The sequence below is a fragment of the Rufibacter sediminis genome, assembly GCF_014269285.1.
Classification (GTDB): domain Bacteria; phylum Bacteroidota; class Bacteroidia; order Cytophagales; family Hymenobacteraceae; genus Nibribacter; species Nibribacter sediminis.
In genome coordinates this window covers 30,488-48,785 of record NZ_JACOAF010000019.1, presented here as the reverse complement: position 1 = coordinate 48,785, position 18,298 = coordinate 30,488, and the positions used below count along the sequence as shown (strand labels likewise).

At 54.2% G+C, this 18,298-nt stretch carries 11 protein-coding genes; 4 read left to right on the top strand and 7 right to left on the bottom strand.

Annotation, left to right across the window (positions count from 1 at the left end):
- Positions 1-6: 6 nt before the first annotated feature.
- The 3 genes from H7U12_RS06680 to H7U12_RS06670 form a co-directional block, all read right to left on the bottom strand.
- Complete coding sequence (locus H7U12_RS06680; protein WP_186634898.1) at positions 7-489, bottom strand: GbsR/MarR family transcriptional regulator; 483 nt, start codon at positions 487-489, stop codon at positions 7-9.
- 275 nt (positions 490-764) lie between these two features.
- Positions 765-2,399, bottom strand: a complete 1,635-nt coding sequence (locus H7U12_RS06675) for a M28 family peptidase (protein WP_186634895.1) — start codon at positions 2,397-2,399, stop codon at positions 765-767.
- A gap of 42 nt (positions 2,400-2,441) precedes the next feature.
- Positions 2,442-3,209, bottom strand: a complete 768-nt coding sequence (locus H7U12_RS06670; RefSeq protein ID WP_186634891.1) for an SGNH/GDSL hydrolase family protein — start codon at positions 3,207-3,209, stop codon at positions 2,442-2,444.
- Positions 3,210-4,565: 1,356 nt separating this feature from the next.
- Here H7U12_RS06670 and H7U12_RS06665 point away from each other — a divergent pair.
- The 3 genes from H7U12_RS06665 (at position 4,566) to H7U12_RS06655 (ending at position 7,207) form a co-directional block, all read left to right on the top strand.
- Positions 4,566-5,633: a sensor histidine kinase gene (locus H7U12_RS06665; RefSeq protein WP_186634889.1), complete on the top strand. Its 1,068-nt coding sequence runs from the start codon at positions 4,566-4,568 to the stop codon at positions 5,631-5,633.
- A 1-nt stretch (position 5,634) separates the two neighbouring features.
- Positions 5,635-6,396 carry a LytR/AlgR family response regulator transcription factor gene (locus H7U12_RS06660; RefSeq protein ID WP_186634886.1) on the top strand — a complete coding sequence of 254 codons (762 nt, stop codon included), beginning with the start codon at positions 5,635-5,637 and terminating at the stop codon, positions 6,394-6,396.
- A 307-nt stretch (positions 6,397-6,703) separates the two neighbouring features.
- Entirely contained in the window at positions 6,704-7,207 is a 504-nt protein-coding gene (locus H7U12_RS06655; protein WP_186634883.1) for a DUF4890 domain-containing protein, read from the top strand.
- 321 nt (positions 7,208-7,528) lie between these two features.
- Here the strand turns inward: H7U12_RS06655 and H7U12_RS06650 are convergent, their stop codons facing one another.
- Complete coding sequence (locus tag H7U12_RS06650) at positions 7,529-8,857, bottom strand: sensor histidine kinase (protein ID WP_186634880.1); 1,329 nt, start codon at positions 8,855-8,857, stop codon at positions 7,529-7,531.
- A gap of 371 nt (positions 8,858-9,228) precedes the next feature.
- Between H7U12_RS06650 and H7U12_RS06645 the strand changes: the two genes are divergently transcribed.
- Positions 9,229-10,524, top strand: coding sequence for a DUF6600 domain-containing protein (locus H7U12_RS06645; RefSeq protein WP_186634877.1), 1,296 nt, complete (start codon positions 9,229-9,231; stop codon positions 10,522-10,524).
- 240 nt (positions 10,525-10,764) lie between these two features.
- On the opposite strand, the gene H7U12_RS06640 is transcribed toward H7U12_RS06645, so the two are convergent.
- The 3 genes from H7U12_RS06640 to gltB form a co-directional block, all read right to left on the bottom strand.
- A complete protein-coding gene (locus H7U12_RS06640) occupies positions 10,765-11,616 on the bottom strand; it encodes an alpha/beta fold hydrolase (RefSeq protein WP_186634874.1) in 852 nt (283 codons plus the stop codon).
- A gap of 566 nt (positions 11,617-12,182) precedes the next feature.
- The gene (locus tag H7U12_RS06635) at positions 12,183-13,637 is read right to left on the bottom strand and encodes a glutamate synthase subunit beta (protein WP_186634871.1); all 1,455 of its coding nucleotides are present in this window, start codon (positions 13,635-13,637) and stop codon (positions 12,183-12,185) included.
- Positions 13,637-18,142, bottom strand: a complete 4,506-nt coding sequence (gltB, locus tag H7U12_RS06630; RefSeq protein ID WP_186634868.1) for a glutamate synthase large subunit — start codon at positions 18,140-18,142, stop codon at positions 13,637-13,639. The genes H7U12_RS06635 and gltB overlap by 1 nt, the downstream gene beginning before the upstream one ends.
- Positions 18,143-18,298: the final 156 nt, after the last annotated feature.

Genomic DNA, 18,298 nt, shown 5'->3' with positions numbered 1-18,298 from the left:
AAAAAATTAGCCTTTTCTCACCTGGAGCCACTTGTACATGAGGGCCGGAACTTCTCTGGAAAGGAATTCCATAAACTCAATCCGCTCCGTTACTTTCTGGTTCATGGTGGGGTTTGCATCGCCCCGCAGTTCATTGGCTTGCCGAAGCAGTTTGCTTAAACCCAAGATAGATTCCATTTTGTTCAAGACCTCTTCATGCCAGTTTTCCAGGAGAGCGCCAAAGTACCGTTTCCGGTCTCCGGAGTAGGTCGTGTATTCTATCAGGTGCATCTGCTGTAAAAGCTGAAGGGCATTGCTGGTAGCGCTTTTACTGATATGCAGCGTTTCAACAATCTCTTCAAAGCTCAGGTGCAGCCTGTCGGTAACGTATAGCAACCCCATGATGCGGCCTGTCACGGGCGGAAAGCCCTGCTGCTCATGGTAAATGCCCATTTTCTCAATTAGTTGTCTTTGTTCTTGTGTTAATTCTGCCACGATGGTTCCTTTCATTTGTTTAAGAACAGCACAAAGGTATGTGTTAGTTTCTTTAGTTCATAATTTTGAGAACTAAAAATTAACTATATTTTCGAAGGGTTGATTTGTTGCTAGTAAACCAATGCTTACCGATTGATTATGAGTTGTTTGTGGAATGTAAGGATGAATGGATGTTCTGATATATCAAATTGTTATTGGGTTTACAATCCCGCTGAACGGCATACATCCTGCTTTGGGGCTGTTTTCACGAAAACGGCCCCAAAGCAGGATGTAGGAAGAGGTGACGAGGCTTACTTCTGGTAACGCCCGCCAAAGAAATCGTTCGCGTTCCAGGTGGGGCGCTGGGCAGCCTGGGCCACCTGGTAGCTGATGAGGAAGTTGAGCTGCACGTAGCGCTTGCCCGCCTCAAAGTCAAAGCTGTCGTTCAGTTCATCCTGGGGTTTGTGGTAGAACTCGGCGCGCCATACTTCTACCTGCTTGTTCAGGTTGTTTTGCCCGTCTTTGGTCTTGTTCCCGTATTTGATGTGCAAAGCCGGAATGCCCTGGCTCACGAAACTAAACTGATCGCTGCGGATGAACCGGTTCTGGTCTGGCTCCGGATCTGCTTCCACCGCAATGCCCAGGTGAGCGGCGGCCTTTGCCACGGGTTGCGCCAGCGAGGAATGCTCAGCCCCCAGCGCCACCGCTGACAGCAGGGGAGCAATGATGGTGGGCATATCGGTATTGATGTCGGCTACAATCTTTTCTTTAGGCACCGTGGGGTACCGGGCAAAGTAAGCCGAGCCCAACAAACCCATCTCTTCGCCGGTCACTAAAACAAACAGGAGGGAACGCTTGGGCTTCTGCTTCAACTGCGAGTAGACTTTGGCGATTTCCAGCACGCTGGCTACCCCAGAGGCATTGTCATGCGCACCATTATAAATAGAGTCGCCTTTCACGGGCGTGCTGATGCCCATGTGATCCAGGTGGGCACTGTGCACCACATACTCATTCCGCAGGGTAGCGTCTGAGCCGGTGATTTTCCCCACAACATTATAAGAATCGAAGTCCTGATAGGTAGAGGTGAACTTGGCCTGCACGTTGGCGGGTAAGGAGGTCGATGAAGGCGTACCTTTTTGCAGTTTCGCCACCACCTGAGCGGTGTCCAGGCCCGCGCCTTGCAGCAGGGAATGAAAAGTGGCGGCGTTGATAGACGCGAGGAGTTGGGACTGGTCAGAGACAAAGGAGCCTGAGGCGGCCACTTTTCCGTTCGCGGCCATCACGCTGTTGGCGCCGCGGCTCAGGTTGGGCACCTTAGCCTGCGGCTGGTTGTTGCCGATGATCACGCCTACCGCGCCGTGGTTCACGGCATTCTGCAGAATGGTGGAGAAATGCATGCTGGCGGCGGCAATGGTGGAATGGAAATTCTTGGGCGCCCCGCGCAGAATCACCACCACCTTGCCTTTCACGTCCAGATTCGCGTAATCGTCATAGCCTACTTCGGGGGCGGTGATGCCGTAGCCTGCGAAGGCCAGCGGAGCATTCAGGGTAACGGTTGGGTTCTGCGGATTGGGGTAAATGGCAAAATCAGTGCCCTGTACCAACGCTTTGACGCCTTGGGCCGAGGTGAAAGCAAGAGTGGCGTCTTTGCCCGTGTAAGCCCGCCTGATTCTCACTTTCTGCAGGTAGGTGCCGTTTTCTCCGCCCGGCTGAACGCCCAGCTTTTTGAATTCCTGCACCACGTAATCTACGGCCATCTGGTAGCCGGGCGTACCGGGCAGCCGACCCATTAATTTATCATCGGCTAGATACCGGATGTGCGCTTTGAGGGCTTCGGGCTGAACCGTGTTGAGCTGCTGCGTCACATCTTTGTCCAGCGAGAGCGACTGACCGAACGTAGTGCCCGAAAAAAGCAGGGCACCTACAAGAAGAGCTTTGTATTTCATTATATAAGAGTGAATGATCAATAGAATGGAAAAATAAAGCGTTTAACGTTGAACCGCTTTCAACCAGGCTTGTGCCATGAGTTGCGCGCCGGCTAAGGTGGGGTGCACGCCATCATAGGTCCAGTACACGCCCGGGGCAAGTTTCTGCGCCTTCTCATACACGCTCTGGTAAGGAATAAACGTGGCGTTGAACTGCTGGGCAATCTCGCGGGCGGTTTGCCGGTAGGCATCAAAGGCCGGAAACCATTTCTCATCTACCACTTTGATGCCTTTCACCGCGAAGGGCTCGCCCACCACCAGCTGCAGCTCGGGCAAGGCTTGTTTGGTACGGTCCAGCAAGGCCCTGAAATCCTGCTGATACGTCTGCAGGGTGCCTTTGTAGCCGAAGGAGAGCGTGTGCCAGAAGTCATTGACCCCGATGAGAATGCTCAGCACGTCGGGTTTCAGGGCCAGCGTGTCCGTATTCCAGCGCTCGGCCACCTGGTACACCTTGAATCCGCTGATGCCTTTGTTGTAGATTTTCAGGTTCTTGTCGGCGTGGGTGTGCAGCAACTCGGCTGCGGCCAGCATGGCGTAACCGCTGCCTAATACCTGACTGCTGTTGTAGCCGGTGTCTTCCCGCTTGCGGCCCGCGTCGGTGATGGAATCGCCCTGGAAGAGCAGAACGCTGTCTTTCTTGAAGGAGATCGTCTTGGGCTTTTCCGCCGCGAAGGCCTCGGTGAGAATCTGCGGAATGCCCAGGGTTGCCACACTACCCAGGGCAGCTTTCTTGATAAAACTTCGGCGCGAATGGTCTGAGAAGGAGTGCATGGGGTAGGGGTTTAAGCAGGGAATTTACTAAAATCCGCAGAACGAGAAGCACGCAACGCAGAAACATGCCCAAGATAAAACCTCTCGCAGCGTTTTAAGCCCGGTTTTTCGAAAATGCCCCTAAAACAGACTTGTTCCTCTCAGAGGCAAATCTGCTTCGTTCTTCGTGTTCTCACCAACACTCCGGCGGCAGCGGCCGTTGCGCTGGCTGTTGACAGCACGCCGAGGGAGATGGTATTTTGCTGTGGATTAGCTAAACAGGTTCCTGAAATAGAACTCCACTGGCGTTTAGCGCCCGTTTTTCCAAAGCAGCCCTGAAACAGCCCTGTGTTTTCTGACTTGCGGAAGAACTTTCTGATTGCTCTACGCTACGCTGATGAGCGTGGGTTTTAGGCCTGGTTTAGGAAAAAGACCGCTAAAACAGGAAAAAGGTTCTTCGCTGCATGCAGGAAGTCTTGCAGGAGAGCACTCGGCAGGAGTGGAAACAAAAAATCCCTGCCGCAAGAGACGGCAGGGATTCTATTTTATGAAATGGTGGTGAATGATAGCAGTAGGAGGGCTTCAACTGAACCGCAGCTGCGAGCTTCAGCCCGGTTCCTTAGCGCGATTGCTGACGAACCGGAACGGGAATGGGCTGCAGCGTAGGGCCAGTTAATCTTGAAATCAACTCTTTCAATAGCGAAGCGATGGAAGAAACGGTTTTGGTAGTCATGGTTTAAAAATAAAAGTCCCCAGGATCAGCCCCTTATCTGGTAAGAAGCCCGAAGTTCACAGAGCCTGTCTCTCCCTTCTATGAATTTTACTACTTGTGTAAACGCCTGATCGGTTATCTGATTCTACGGCGAATAATTGAATATAGTAAACAAAATCAGAAAAACCATCTAAATGATGATAATTGTAGCTACAACGAAGGGAATTGCAAAATCTGTTCCATTCTTGGAAAAATTTTGTCTGTCACTTTCCGAGGTCAAAAATCACCGCAGACGTTCACGGGCCGATTCCGGTCCCGTGCTCCGGAGCGATTTCGGTTTTGGGGCCGTTTTCAGGAAATCACGCCTAAAACCGGCTTCATTGCCCGGCAAGGTTCCGCGGGCAAAGACGAGGTTCTAGTCCATAACCCCGTAAGCCCCGTAATGTTTGGACTAAGAGGCGAGTTGGCGACCAGAGGAGCAGGCAGTACACCCACCGGTACAGTCACTTCACCTGGTAAATTGCCTGTCTTGCTGCTTTTTGGCTGGTGCCGGGCGTTTACAGAGGCGAAGTTTGCTCTTTAGAACCCACAGATTCGGCGGGTTCACGGCTAATTCCGGTAAACGGGAGCGCGCCCCTATGTGGGAGAATTTAGTAGTTTTAAAGATGATACAACCCGATTCCTATAAAAAAGGACTGTGGAAGATTGCGCTCATCAGCTCCGTTGCCTGGGGCGTGATCAGTAAGTTCCCGATGATCAACGCCAGAAAGCCCTTCTTTTTTGACGATCGTCGGCCCAGGCCGCGCCTGTCCCGCGAGTTCCCTTTTCCGGCGCATGACGAGAACGCCTTCGTTTCCGGGGCCATCATCACGTGCTTCATGCTGTCGCTCTGGTTGATGAACATGTACCTCTACCAGTGGGTGAGTACCTTCCATAGAAGTGATAAGACGAAGAACCTCATCCGGTACGCGCTCAGTTTCCTGATGGCCGTGGTGGCGTACTACCTCTGCGTGGCGCTGATTCTGTTGGTGGCAGAGGGGCCCCATTTCCGGATTTTCCCGTTGATTGTGGCCCTCACCAACAACACCATCATCATCGTGCTCATGGATTTAATTATCCTGCAACGGAAAAGCGCCCAGATTGCGGTAGAGAACAGCGAACTGAAGATGAACCACGCCATCGCGCAGCACCAGCACCTGAAACACCAGCTGCAGCCGCATTTTCTGTTCAACTCGCTTAACACCCTGAAATCGCTCATCAAGAAGCAGCGGCCCGAGGCCGAGGAGTACCTGGTGCGGTTATCGGATTTGCTCCGGGCCTCCATCACCGCCCACCAGGAAACCACTATTCCCCTAAAGGACGAACTCAAGCTGTGCGTAGACTACCTGGAGATGCAGAAAGTGCGGTTTAAAGATTCGTTCCGGTACCAGATAGACGTGCCGGACCAGGTGCTCTCGCAGAGGAGCCTGCCGGTTTTCTCGCTGCAACTGCTGGTGGAGAACGCCATCAAACACAACGCCTTCACCCCAGAGGAACCGCTCACCATCCAGATCACGTACCAGGAACCGGGTTCCATTGTGGTGCGAAACAACAAAAAAGCGAAGCAGACGCTGGAGCCGTCCTCGGGCATCGGGCTCAAGAACCTGTCTGAGCGGTACCAGGTGATCAGCGGCCACGGCATCACCATCACAGACGCAGAGCAGTATTTCTCGGTTGAACTTACGTTATTGTAGCATGAAGATTGTCATCATTGAAGACGAACCCCTCACCGCCGAGGACCTGGCCGATACCTTGCTGGAGGTGGAGCCCGGCGCGCAGATTGTGGCCGTGCTGGCATCGGTGAAAGCGGCCACGGCCTATTTCCGGGAAAATCCCCAGCCCGACCTGATCTTCTCGGACATCCAACTAGGCGATGGCCTCAGTTTTGAGATCTTCCAGAACGTTGAGATCACCAGGCCGGTGGTGTTCTGTACCGCCTATAATGAGTACGCCCTGGATGCCTTCAAAGCCAACGGCATTGACTACATTCTCAAGCCCTTCAACCAGGCTACTATCCAGAAAACGCTTCAGAAATACAAGCAGCTGCAGGGAAACCACGCAGCAGAGAAATCAGATTACCACGCTTTGATGCAGCTATTGGATGCCCGCCTGGTGCAGAAACCGCAGTCGGTTTTGGTGTTTCAGCGGGACAAGATCATTCCGCTGCCGCTGGACCAGATGGCCGTCTGTTACTCGCAGAATCTGGTGACGCACGCGATCACCTTCGACCAACGCAAATTCACCCTCAACCAGAACATGGAGGAGATGGAAGCCATCTGCGGGCAGCAGTTCTTCCGGGCCAACCGGCAGTTCCTGGTGCATTACAAGGCCATCAAGGAGGCATCGCAGTACTTCGGGCGCAAACTCGCCATCACCCTCACCATTCCGTTCACAGAGGAAATCATTATCAGCAAAGCCAAAAGCCCGCTTTTCCTTACCTGGCTGGGAAGTAAATAACTGCTGCCAAGGAAAATCCCGTAGTGCAGGCTTCCTCGCTGGCATTGCGCTGAGGAGGCGTTCCCCATGATTTTTTCGTCTATTCCAAGGTCTCTTCCCGTTTTGGAGCTCTTTTCCGGAAAACGGCTCATTTTCATAGTGCCCGTTTCGCGGGCCTTTACTGTCCGTTTCACTTCTGCCTTTGTCCGGTTGGTGGAATTGGAAGGTTTTAGGTTGTTTTCTGGCATCTGCTTTGCAAATGGTAAGTCAAGCAGGCGACATCGCCAGAGAAAAAACAGAAAAACGTAAACCCTAAATCTAAAAGATCATGAAAAAGTTAGTTGCAATGATGGCCCTCGGATTGGCAGTAGCCGGAACTTCTTACGCCCAAACTACGCCGCAACAAGGCAGAAACGCGGAGAACCGCGTGGAGCAGGGAAGAAGAGACCGGGGGGATTTCCGCCGGGGCGATGACAAACGCGCCAAGGTAACTCCCGAGCAACGCGCCACCAAACGCACCGAGATGCTGACCAAAAAACTGGGTTTGAACAAGTCGCAGGAAAGAAAATTGCAAGAGCTTAACCTGAAACAAGCCCAACAGCTGGAGAGCCTGAAAGGACAGTTTGCCCAAGGCAAAGGCCGCAACGAGCAAGGCCGTGAGCAGATGCAACGCCTCAGAGCCGATTGGGAAAAAGAGTTCAAAAGCATCGTGAACAAAAAGCAATATGCCCAGTACGAAGCTGACCGCAAGCAAATGCAGGCTAACCGCGCTAACCGCAAAGGCAAAGACGGAGCCAGAGACCACCAATCCAGAAGACAGCAGAACGGCTAATCAACGGTAAAGCATCTAAAAAAGAGAGGCAAGCCACAATGGCTTGCCTCTCTTTTTGGCCTGTTTTCATCTTTTCACGCCCAAAACGGATGTTCGTTGCTCTTGTGCTTCAAAGAAGAATTTCCCTTTCGCAATCAAAGCGATACAGATGCCGTAAATCACGTTGGTAATTCAGATTTTATCGCCGCGCCAGTGTGGTTCTCATTTATAAAGATGGAAGAGAATGCTTTCCGTTTTACGGCCGATTTCCGGAAATCAGCTTAAAAACGGCAGGGCCGATCTTGCTTGCGTGCGGCTGATGACGTTGGAATGCTGGCGGTTTTACTTCACGGCCGGTAAGGTGATGTGGAAGGTAGTGCCTTTGCGCTCTTCGCTTTCCACGTCAATGGAGCCGCCGTGTTGTTCCACCAGCTGGCGGCAGATGCTCAGGCCCAAACCGGTGGACTTTTCGCCTTGCAAACCGCGCCTCCGGGCTTTGGAGAAGCGCTCAAACAACAGTGGCCTGATTCGCTCCGGTATCCCGATGCCTTCATCAGTAACTTCCAGCTGGAGCTTTTTCTTTTCTTCGCGTACCCGGATGAGAATTTTGCCGTTAGCGGGCGTGAATTTGACCGCGTTGGAGAGCAGGTTGTCCATGATGCGGTGAAACCGGTCTTTGTTCAGTTGGGCGTAGAGCGGCGCCGGCGGATGCAGCAGTTTCAGGTCTTTGGAGCCTTGCAGCTGAGACTGCCATTCTTGTTGCACCTGCTGCAGGAGCTCGCAGATATCCAGTCGTTCCAGCGGAATGGCTTCTAGTTGTTCTTCCCGCGCCAGGTAAAGCAGCTCGTTGATCGTGTTCCGGGAGGTCTGGCAACTGGTCAAGATCAGGCCCAGGTATTGCTGTTCCTGCTCCGGCGTGAGGTTCTTTTTCTGCAGCAGCGAGGTGATCATCTCAATGTTGTTGAAGGGGCTCCGCAGGTCATGCGCCACCACGCCCAGAATTTCAGACTTGGCCTGACTCATTTTCTGAATCTCCAGGTTTTTCTCCTCAATCTCCTTTAGCTGCAGGAAATGATTTGCCCGGTAGCTGTACATGATGCGGGAAAGAAAATAAAAGCAAACCAGAATCACAAAAGACATGCAGTGGTTCAGGAGGGCTTGCTCAGGGCTCAGGAACGAAAGCTGAACGACCAACGTGAAAGCCAGCGAGGTGAGCGCCACCAAAACCAACGTCTCCAGGTAGTCAAAATCCCAGAGAAAAGCCACCGTTCCCAGGCCCAGCAGGTACATGGTGAGGGTGTTTTTAGGGTTGGACTGCGCAATGAACGTGATGCCCAGGCAGCTGCAGATAAACGCAAAGGCAAAACCCAGGCAAAGGAGCTGGCCTACCCAGTAGGGCGGCTGTTTTCTGGTGCCTTTGGTTAAAACGTGCTCAAAACCCAGTGCCAGGGCAGAAGAGAAGATGAGGGAAATATTCAGCCCCCGGTAGAAGGTGGCGTGCCGCGTTTGGTTGAGAACCGGAAACACCAGCGGTAGCATGATGATCCCGCAGGAAACCGACATCGCCAAGTAGGCCGCCAGCCTAAGTTTTTTTAGGTTTTGAGAGACATACTCCTGCCGGAACACCTCTAGAGAAGCGGGGGCAGGCGCATTAAAAAAGTAAAATTTCAACTGAATTCCGGTATTGAAAACAACGAGCTACTGCCCAGGCCAGAGGACAAATAGAAGGCCTAAAGGTAGCGAAAAGTCCTTTTTTCTTTGACAAAAATACACACTGTTTTTCACCGGAGTGGAGGAATAATCCTATGCTGGTTTGCCGCTAATGTCAGGAGTCTGGAAGCATACGCCGTTGAACGGCTTCTTTATTGAAAATGAGTTGCTTATAGAAGGGAACTTTTATCCTGAATACTCCAGCTTAAAGCAGGTTTTTGGCAAGATTTTTGGATTGAGTTGAGAAAGTACTTGTCTTCTGTTTTAAACCAAATTGAGCAGCAAACGTGATCCTTTTTTCGCGCCGTTGCCCAATATAAAGACTAACCCAAATGAAAATTTTTTTACCACGTCTGTGGGCCATGGGAGTGATGGCTCTCATGGCTTTCTGCCTGCTCAAGGTTCCTGAAGCGCAGGCTCGTCCGGGAGACCGGGTGTCTTTCCAGACCTTTTACGATGAGCTGGATGCCCATGGCCGCTGGATCAATGATAGGGAGTACGGCTATGTGTGGTCGCCTAACGTAGAGCGGGGGTTTCAGCCGTACGGCACCCGAGGCCACTGGGTCATGACCGAGTATGGCAACACCTGGGTGTCTGACTACGAGTGGGGTTGGGCTCCGTTCCACTACGGCCGCTGGATCTATGACGACTACGAAGGCTGGCTCTGGATACCGGGTTCTGAGTGGGGACCGGCCTGGGTAGACTGGCGCAACGGCGGCGGCTACTACGGTTGGGCGCCTATGGGGCCTCGGGTAACCTACATTGTGCCGGCGGTACGCTGGGTGTTTGTGCCCGTGATGTATATCTCCAGCCCCAGAATCTACTCGTACTGCGTGCCCAGAACCCGGGTAGTGAACATCTACCACAACACCACAATTATCAACAACTACTATGAGCGCGATAACCGCCGCTATGTGTACGGACCCCGGAACCAGGATATTGAGCGGGCCACCAACCGCAAGGTGAATGTCTACCGCGTAGACCAGGACAGCCGCCCCGGCAGAACCTCGCTGGCCGAGAACTCCGTCCGGATTTACCGTCCAGAGGTGAACTCCCGCCGTGAAGAAGCGCCTACCCGCGTGATTGCTAGGGAAAACTCCCTTACCCGTTCCCGCTCGTCCAACGCCAATGAGGCGGTGGGCAGAACCGACCGGAGCAGCAACGCTGTCAGAAGCCGTTCTGAAGAGACAACCAACACTTCCCGCGGTCGTGCGGAGGTAGAGGCCTCCTCAGAACTCCGAAGCACCGCCACCGAGCGTATCCGGACCCGGGAAGGCATACGGAATGCTGAAAGCAGCGGAGAGGAGAGAGCCAGTACCCGTTCAGAAAACCGGGAATACCCGCAACGTTCTTCTGAAACCTACTCCCCGCAGATCCGCACCCGCTCGTCCTATGAGGCACCCGCGCAACGCTCCGAAAGTACCAGCTATTCCCGTCGGTCTGAGGCAGCCGCGGCTCAGGTACAATCCCAGGACCGTACCCGGCAGGAGCCAAGCGCTCCGGGGCAGTACCAGCAACGGAGCCGCCAGGAAATGGCTCCGTCCTCAGCGCCTGTGCAACGGCAAGCGGCTCCCCGCCAGGAATCTTCCTCCGGAGGAAGACAGTCCAGCCGAAGCGGAAGAAATTAACACGTTTTGATTTAATGAATGATGGGAAAGCCGCACTTCTTTGAGGTGCGGTTTTTTGTTGTAGGGCTGTTTGCTGGAGGGCGTTTGAGGTGCTTGGAAAACTGAGCTGGTAGCGGGAGGAATTTCCGTTTTAGCCCTCTTTTACGGAAACAAGCCTTAAACAACATTACCGGCTTTGCTGGTTCGGCCTAAAGCCAGCCTGAAGAAACAAGAGGCTTTACGTTTTGTGAACCTCTTTCTCTATTCCACCAGAAAATCCAGCATCAGTCTGTTGATTCTCTCGGGTTGTTCATGGTGCAACCAGTGGGTAGGTTCTCCCAGGAGAATAAGCTGGCCTTTGGCGCATTGCTCAATGCTGGGCCGGGCCAGTTCAGTGTCCAGGAATGGATCCTGCTTGCCCCAGATCATAAGGGTGGGCACCTTGACTGGGCGGGGCGCTTTTATCGGGTGTTGTTTGTAGGCGGGGTACCAGTTGATCATGGTGGTGAGGGCATTCGGTTGCGCCCACGCTTCTTTGTAGGCTTTTATATCGGCGGGGGTGAAGGTGTTGGGCAGCGCCGAGCCAGTCATGGTACTTTCCAGCAAGTGGAAGTCAAAGGCACTGCTCGCGATCTCGGGAAACCAGGGAATCTGGAAAAAACCGGTGTACCAACTCCGCAGCATCTGCCTGGGGTTCTGGGTTAGATGCTGGTGCATGACCCGGGGGTGCGGCATGTTCAGGATGATCAGCTTTTCGAGCAGCTCGGGGTGCTGTAAGGCCAGATTCCAGGCAACGGCTCCGCCCCAGTCATGCCCCACCAGCACTACTTTCCCCGCGCTGATCTGAGGAATAAGCTCCACGATATCTCTGGTGAGTTGGTCAATGGTGTAGGCCGCCAGTTCTTCCGGTTTGCTGCTCAGGTTATACCCGCGTTGGTCTGGTGCCACCGCGCGCCAGCCGTTCTCGGCGAAGAACTGGAGTTGCTTTTTCCAGCCGTACCAAAACTCTGGAAAACCGTGCAGAAACAAAATGACTTTCTCGTTGGCGTAACCTGCCTCGGCCACATGCAGCCGGACTCCATTGGTGCGGTAAAAGGTTGTCCTTGTTTCCATAGGATAGCGCAAGTTTTATAGACTTCTACGAGTAAACCGCCAGCTTTTCCGTTTTAGGCCAGATTTTTCGAAAACGGACCAGAAACGGAAAGACACTCGTAGGAGCCGCGCACACTACGAGGCCAAGATGAGTTCTGAGTCGTGAGTCCTGAGTCGTGAGTCCTGAGTCTGATCATAGAAGGAGCTGGCGCGAGACTTTAGTCTCGTGACAAAGGATGATGCGAGTCTCCAGACTCGCCGGGAGACTCGAGCAGTTTTGCGGGAGCTCAGATCCGAGTTTCCGGTCAAGAAAAAAGCAGGTGTCTTTCTGCTTCATAGAAGTTTGTTTTAACCACGTTTTCCGGAAATCGGCCCTAAAACCCACCTTTCCGCTCACTTTAAAGACCTTGGAGTGTCCGGAGGACCTGCGAGTGTCTATGCCATCGGCGATTCAACGCTTTTTTTCAAAAAACAGCCCACAAACGCATTGAAACAGAAAGCCCCGGCTCACCAAACGGCAAGCCGGGGCTCTGTATAACTTCTATCGTACTACCTAATCCTCGATATCCAATACGGACAATCGGTTATTAAAACAGCTGGTACTTAGACAGCTCTTTGGAAGGTAATTCAGAGTCGCCCATCAGGTAGACGTCAATGGCGCGGGCGGCTTCGCGGCCGTCTGAGATGGCCCAGACCACCAGCGATTGACCGCGGCACGCATCTCCGGCGGAGAAAATGCCCGGGACGTTCGTTTGCCAGTCGTTCAGTTTAAAGTTGCCGCGGCGGTCCAGCTCAAATTTGAAGTTAGCGGTGAAGGCATCGTGTTCGGGGCGTTCGTACCCGATGGCGATCAAGGCCAGATCGCACGGCAGAATGCGCTCGCTGTTGGGTTTCTCGGTGTATTCAGACTGGTTTTTCCATTCCAGCTCCACCACGCGCAGGCCTTTCACGTGCCCGTTCTCATCGGCGATGAATTCTTTGTTCAGCCAGCCCCAGCTGCGCTCGCAGCCTTCTTCGTGGGAAGAGGAAGACGAGAACGTCACCGGCCACTCAGGCCAGGGATTGGTGGGGTGCCGCTCGCTGGACGGCATAAATCGGTACTGCAACTGCGTAATGGATTTGGCGAAATGGCGGTTGGCGGTGCCTACGCAGTCTGAGCCGGTATCGCCGCCGCCAATGACTAGCACGTGTTTCCCAAAGGCGTTGATGTCGTTTTCCGGCGCAATCTGCGCTCCGTCTACCCGGCGGTTCTGCAAGCCCAGGTAATCCATGGCGAAGTGGATGCCCTTCAGGTGATTGCCCGGAATGGAGATGGCGCGCGGTTTGGTAGACCCTATGCAGAGCAGCACCGCGTCGTACTTGCGGTACAGCTTTTTAAGGGTGGTGTCTTGCCCAATCTTGCGGTTGTACTTGAACTTGATGCCCTCGGCCTCCAGAATGGCCAGGCGGCGGTCAATGGTCCATTTCTCCAGCTTGAAATCAGGGATGCCGTAACGGAGCAAACCGCCGGCTTTCTCATCTTTTTCGTACACGGTGACCTTGTGCCCGGCTTTGTTCAGCTGGGCCGCCGCCGCTAATCCGGCCGGACCAGAGCCTACCACGGCTACCTTTTTGCCGGTTCTTTGCAGGGGCGGCTGTGGTTGTACCAAGCCCAGTTCAAAGGATTTCTCGGCAATGGATTTCTCAATGTGCTCAATGGTCACCGCCGGTTTGTTGATGGACAACACGCAGCTGCTCTCACAAGGGGCGGGGCAAATGCGGCCGGTGAACTCCGGGAAGTTGTTGGTGCTGTAGAGCACGCGCACGGCCCGCTCCCAATCCCCTTCCGAGACCGCATCGTTGAAATCCGGAATCAGGTTGCCCAACGGACAGCCGTTGTGGCAGAAAGGAATGCCGCAGTCCATGCAGCGGGAGGCCTGTTGTTTGGTCTTGTCTTCCGGAAAAGGAAGGTAAATCTCGTTTGAGTCGTTCACCCGCACTTTGGGGTCGCGGGTACCGGGTAGTTCCCGGTTATATTTCAAGAATCCGTCTGCTATTCCCATTACGCCAAAATTCTTTCAGTTTCTTTATCTTTTAATTGCAGGGCTTTTTTGAGGTCATGCGGCATCACTTTCCGGAAGTGGTCGCGGTGAAGCTCCCAGTTCTCCAGGAATTCTCTTGCCAGCACGCTGCCGGTGTATCCCACGTGCTCCTGTAGTTTCTGCACAATCCAGAGCAGATCCTCGGTGTCTGGTTCCTCCAGGCCAACCATGTCCAGGTTCAGTTGGTCTACATGATTGGGATCGGGGGCGTAGAGATACGCCATCCCGCCACTCATGCCCGCCGCGAAGTTCTTGCCTATCTCGCCAAGCACCAGCACTTTTCCCCCAGTCATGTACTCGCAGCCGTGGTCGCCAATGCCTTCCACCACCGCTTCGGCCCCGGAGTTGCGCACGCAGAAGCGCTCCCCGGCCATGCCGTTGATGTACACTTTGCCGGCGGTAGCTCCGTAAAGGGCCACGTTGCCGGTGATGATGTGCTCATGCGCCAGGTACTGGCTTTCCTTGAAAGGCTGCAAAATCAGTTTACCGCCCGAGAGACCTTTTCCCATGTAGTCATTGGCCTCACCATAAAGTTTGAAGGTAATGCCCGGAGCCAGAAACGCCCCCAGGCTTTGCCCCGCCGATCCGTAGAACGTAGCTCGGAAGCTATCTTCCGGCAAACCGTGTTTCCCAAAATTGCGGGAGATTTCATACGAGAGCATGGTGCCCACCGCGCGGTCTACGTTGTTGATGCGGTACTCTACCTCGGTATTGCCTTTTTTCAGGTCCCGGATGAGTTTCTTGTCCAGCACTTTGCCAATCTCGTGGTCCTGCTCAATCTGCTTGTAGGTACCCACGTTGCGCGGGGCATATTCCTGGTGGAAGATAGGGGAGAGGTCCAGGTTCTTCAGTTTCCAGTGGTTCAGGTCGGTTCTGATTTTGAGTACTTGGGACTGACCCACCATTTCGTTGATGGTCCGGAAGCCCAAAGAAGCCATGATCTGCCGCAGTTCCATGGCCATGAACGTGAACAGATTCACCACGTGGTCGGGGTCACCGGTGAAAAGAGCCCGCAAATCTGGGTTCTGCGTCGCAATTCCTACTGGGCAGGTGTTCAGGTGGCATTTCCGCATCATGATACAGCCTTCGGTGATCAAAGCGGCGGTGGCCACGCCGTATTCTTCCGCACCCAGCAAAGTAGCCACGGCTAGGTCATAGCCGGTCAGAATCTTGCCATCAGTCTGCAGTACCACGCGGCTGCGCAGGTTGTTTTTGATCAGGGTCTGATGCGCTTCGGCGAGGCCAATTTCCCAAGGCAAGCCGGTGTGCCGGATGGAGCTCAGCGGGCTGGCCCCGGTACCGCCGTCGGCCCCCGAGATCATGATGGCATCGGCTTTGGCTTTGGCTACGCCCGAGGCGATGGTGCCCACCCCAGCCTCAGCCACCAACTTCACGTTGATGCGGGCTTTGGGATTGGCGTTCTTCAGATCGAAGATCAACTGCTTCAGGTCTTCAATAGAATAGATGTCATGGTGCGGCGGCGGCGAAATCAAACCCACGCCTGGGGTGGAGCAGCGCACGCGGGCAATCCAGTGGTCTACCTTGTGGCCGGGCAGCTGACCGCCTTCGCCGGGTTTCGCGCCCTGGGCAATCTTGATCTGGATCTCGTCGGCATTGGCCAGGTAGTGGCTGGTCACGCCAAATCGGCCGGAGGCCACTTGCTTTACCCGCGAGTTCTCAGAGTCACCGTTGGGTTTGCGGGTGTAGCGGGCCTCGTCTTCGCCACCTTCGCCGCTGTTGCTTTTGCCGCCGATGCGGTTCATGGCAATGGCAAGCGTGGTGTGCGCCTCGTAAGAAATGGACCCGAACGACATAGCGCCCGTCGCAAAACGCTTTAGAATGGCCGAAACTGGCTCTACTTCCTCCAACGGAACCGACTGCCGTTTCCGGAACTCGAACAGGTTGCGCAGCGTGATGGCCGTTTCCTGCTGGTGCTCCCTTATGGATTTGGAGTACTCTTTATATAAGAGGTAATCATTGAGACGGGTCGATTTCTGCAGCAGGTGGATCACCTTGGGCGTGAGCAGGTGCTCCTCGCCGTCGCGCCGCCACTGGTAATAGCCGCCGGACTCCAGCAGGTTCTCATGGTCTGGGTACGCCGATTGGTGCTTGGTCAGCGCCTCGCGCTCCAGATCCTCAAAGTTGAGGCCTTCCAGACGATTGGTGGTGCCCTTGAAACATTTCTCAATCACTTCCTGGCTCAGGCCCAGAATCTCAAAGATCTGCGAGCTCTGGTAAGACTGCAGCGTGCTGATGCCCATCTTGGACAGGATTTTCAGCAGGCCGTTATCCACCGCGTAAATGAAGTTCTGGAAGTAGTGGGTGTATGGGTGGGCGTTGTCCAGTTTGTGCTGGTCATGCAGGCCTTTGATGGTGTCATACACCAGGAACGGATACACCGCGCTGGCCCCGTAGCCAATGATGGTGGCAAAATGGTGGGTTTCCCAGGCATCGCCGGCTTCTACTACCAGACCCGCTTTGGTCCGGATGCGCTTCTCAATGAGGTGATGGTGTACGGCCCCAACGGCCAGCAAAGACGGAATAGCCGCCCGTTGCGCCGTGATGTTACGGTTGGAGATGATCAGGATTTTCTTGCCCGCCCGTACAGCAGCCTCTGCCTCGGCGCAGATGCGGTCGATTTCGCGTTGCAGGTTGCCGGTCTCGCGGGTGGAGAAAGTCGCATCCAGGGTCTCATGCTCAAAGCCTTCTTCCTTCAGGAACACCAGTTTCTGGAACTCCACCGGGTCCATGACCGGCTGGGAGATATGAATCTGGCGGGTGTGGAGCTCAGACTCGTCCAGAATGTTCAGAGACTCGCCCACACGGGTGAACAAGGACATCACCAGCCGCTCCCGGATGGAGTCAATGGGCGGGTTGCTCACCTGCGCGAAGAACTGCTTGAAATAATTGGAAACGTGCTGGCTTTGCTGCGAAAGAACGGCTAAGGGCGTGTCAGAACCCATGCTGCCCACGGGCTCATAGGCGGTGGCGGCCATGGGCTCTACCACCATTTTCAGGTCCTCGCGGGTGTAGCCGTACGCTTTCTGGCGCTGGCGCAACTCTTCTGGCGTGCAGGGCTGCAGCAGAATGCTGGGCTCTGGCCGAAGTCTCAGTTTGATGCGGTTTTTCTGAATCCAGTCAAAATACGGCTTGTCATTGCAAACCAGCTGCTTGATCTCGTCATCCTCAAAAATGCGGTTCTGGGAGATGTCGGCGAGGAGCATTTTGCCGGGTTGCAGACGGCCGCGTTTGATCACGTCTCTGGGATCTACGCACAGGGCACCGGCTTCAGAGGCCATGACCAGGCGACCTTGCTTGGTGAGGCAGTAGCGCACGGGGCGCAAGCCGTTCCGGTCCAGGGTGGCGCCAATCTGGGTGCCGTCGGTGAAGAACAGGGCGGCGGGGCCGTCCCAGGGCTCCATCAAGGACGCGTGGAATTTATAGAATGCCTTTTTATAGGTGTCCATGTGCTCGTTGTTCTGCCAGGCCTCGGGCACCAGCATCATCATCACGTGCGGCAACGGACGGCCAGAAAGCGTGAGTAGCTCCACCAGGGCATCCAGGTTCGCGGAGTCGGAATCCTCTGGGTTGGTCACGGGCAGGAGCCACTGCATCTCTTCCTCGGTGAAGAGGGGAGAAGACATGAGCGCCTCTTTGGACTTCATTTTGTTTACGTTCCCCCGGATGGTGTTGATCTCGCCGTTGTGCGCGATGAACCGGAACGGCTGGGCCAGACGCCAGTTGGGGAAAGTGTTGGTAGAGAAACGGGAGTGCACCACCGCAATCGCCGACCTGAAATCTGGGTGGCGCAGGTCGTGGTAATAGCGTTCCAGCTGATCGGTTTTCAGCTGGCCTTTATAGATAATAGTACGGGAAGAGAAACTGGCGATGTAGAAGGTGCCGTTCTCGCCACGCACGTTTTTGCGGGTTTCGTTGCTGATGAGGTTGCGCAGCACAAAAAGCTTGCGTTCCAGGTCTTCGCCCTTGATGGTGGGGTCTACCGGCTGCACAAACACCTGCTCAATGTATGGCTCCACGGCTTTGGCTCCGTGGCCGGGCACCTGGCTGTTGACCGGCACCAGGCGGTACCCAATCAGGCTGAGGCCCAGCTTGCGCAGGCAGTTGTTGAGCACTTTGCGGGATTTCTCCCGCAGTTCATAGACGGTGGGGAAGAAGACCATGCCCACGCCATAGCTTCCCTGAGGAGGCAGGGTGATGGCAAACTCGGCTAGTTCCTTTCTGAAAAAGTCATGGGGTAATTGCACTAAAATCCCGGCTCCGTCGCCGGTTTCGGGGTCGCTGCCGGTGGCTCCGCGGTGCTCCATGTTTTTGAGCATGGTAAGCGCGTCCTTGACCGTGGCGTGTGATTTATGACCATCTAAATTGACAACACAACCAACACCACAAGCGTCGTGCTCTAACTCGGGCGTGTAGAGCCCTCTATTAAGTTCATCGGCCTGATTCATTCCTTTGTTTGTTCGTAAGGGTAAGGGTGAATCAGTAATTTCTTAAATATTTGTCAAGGAATCAAATGAAATCTTAATGATTTTTTAACGAACAAGCGTTAGTAGTAATTTATTATCAACGGAAAACACGTTTTCAGCACGTTTTTTCAATTTCAG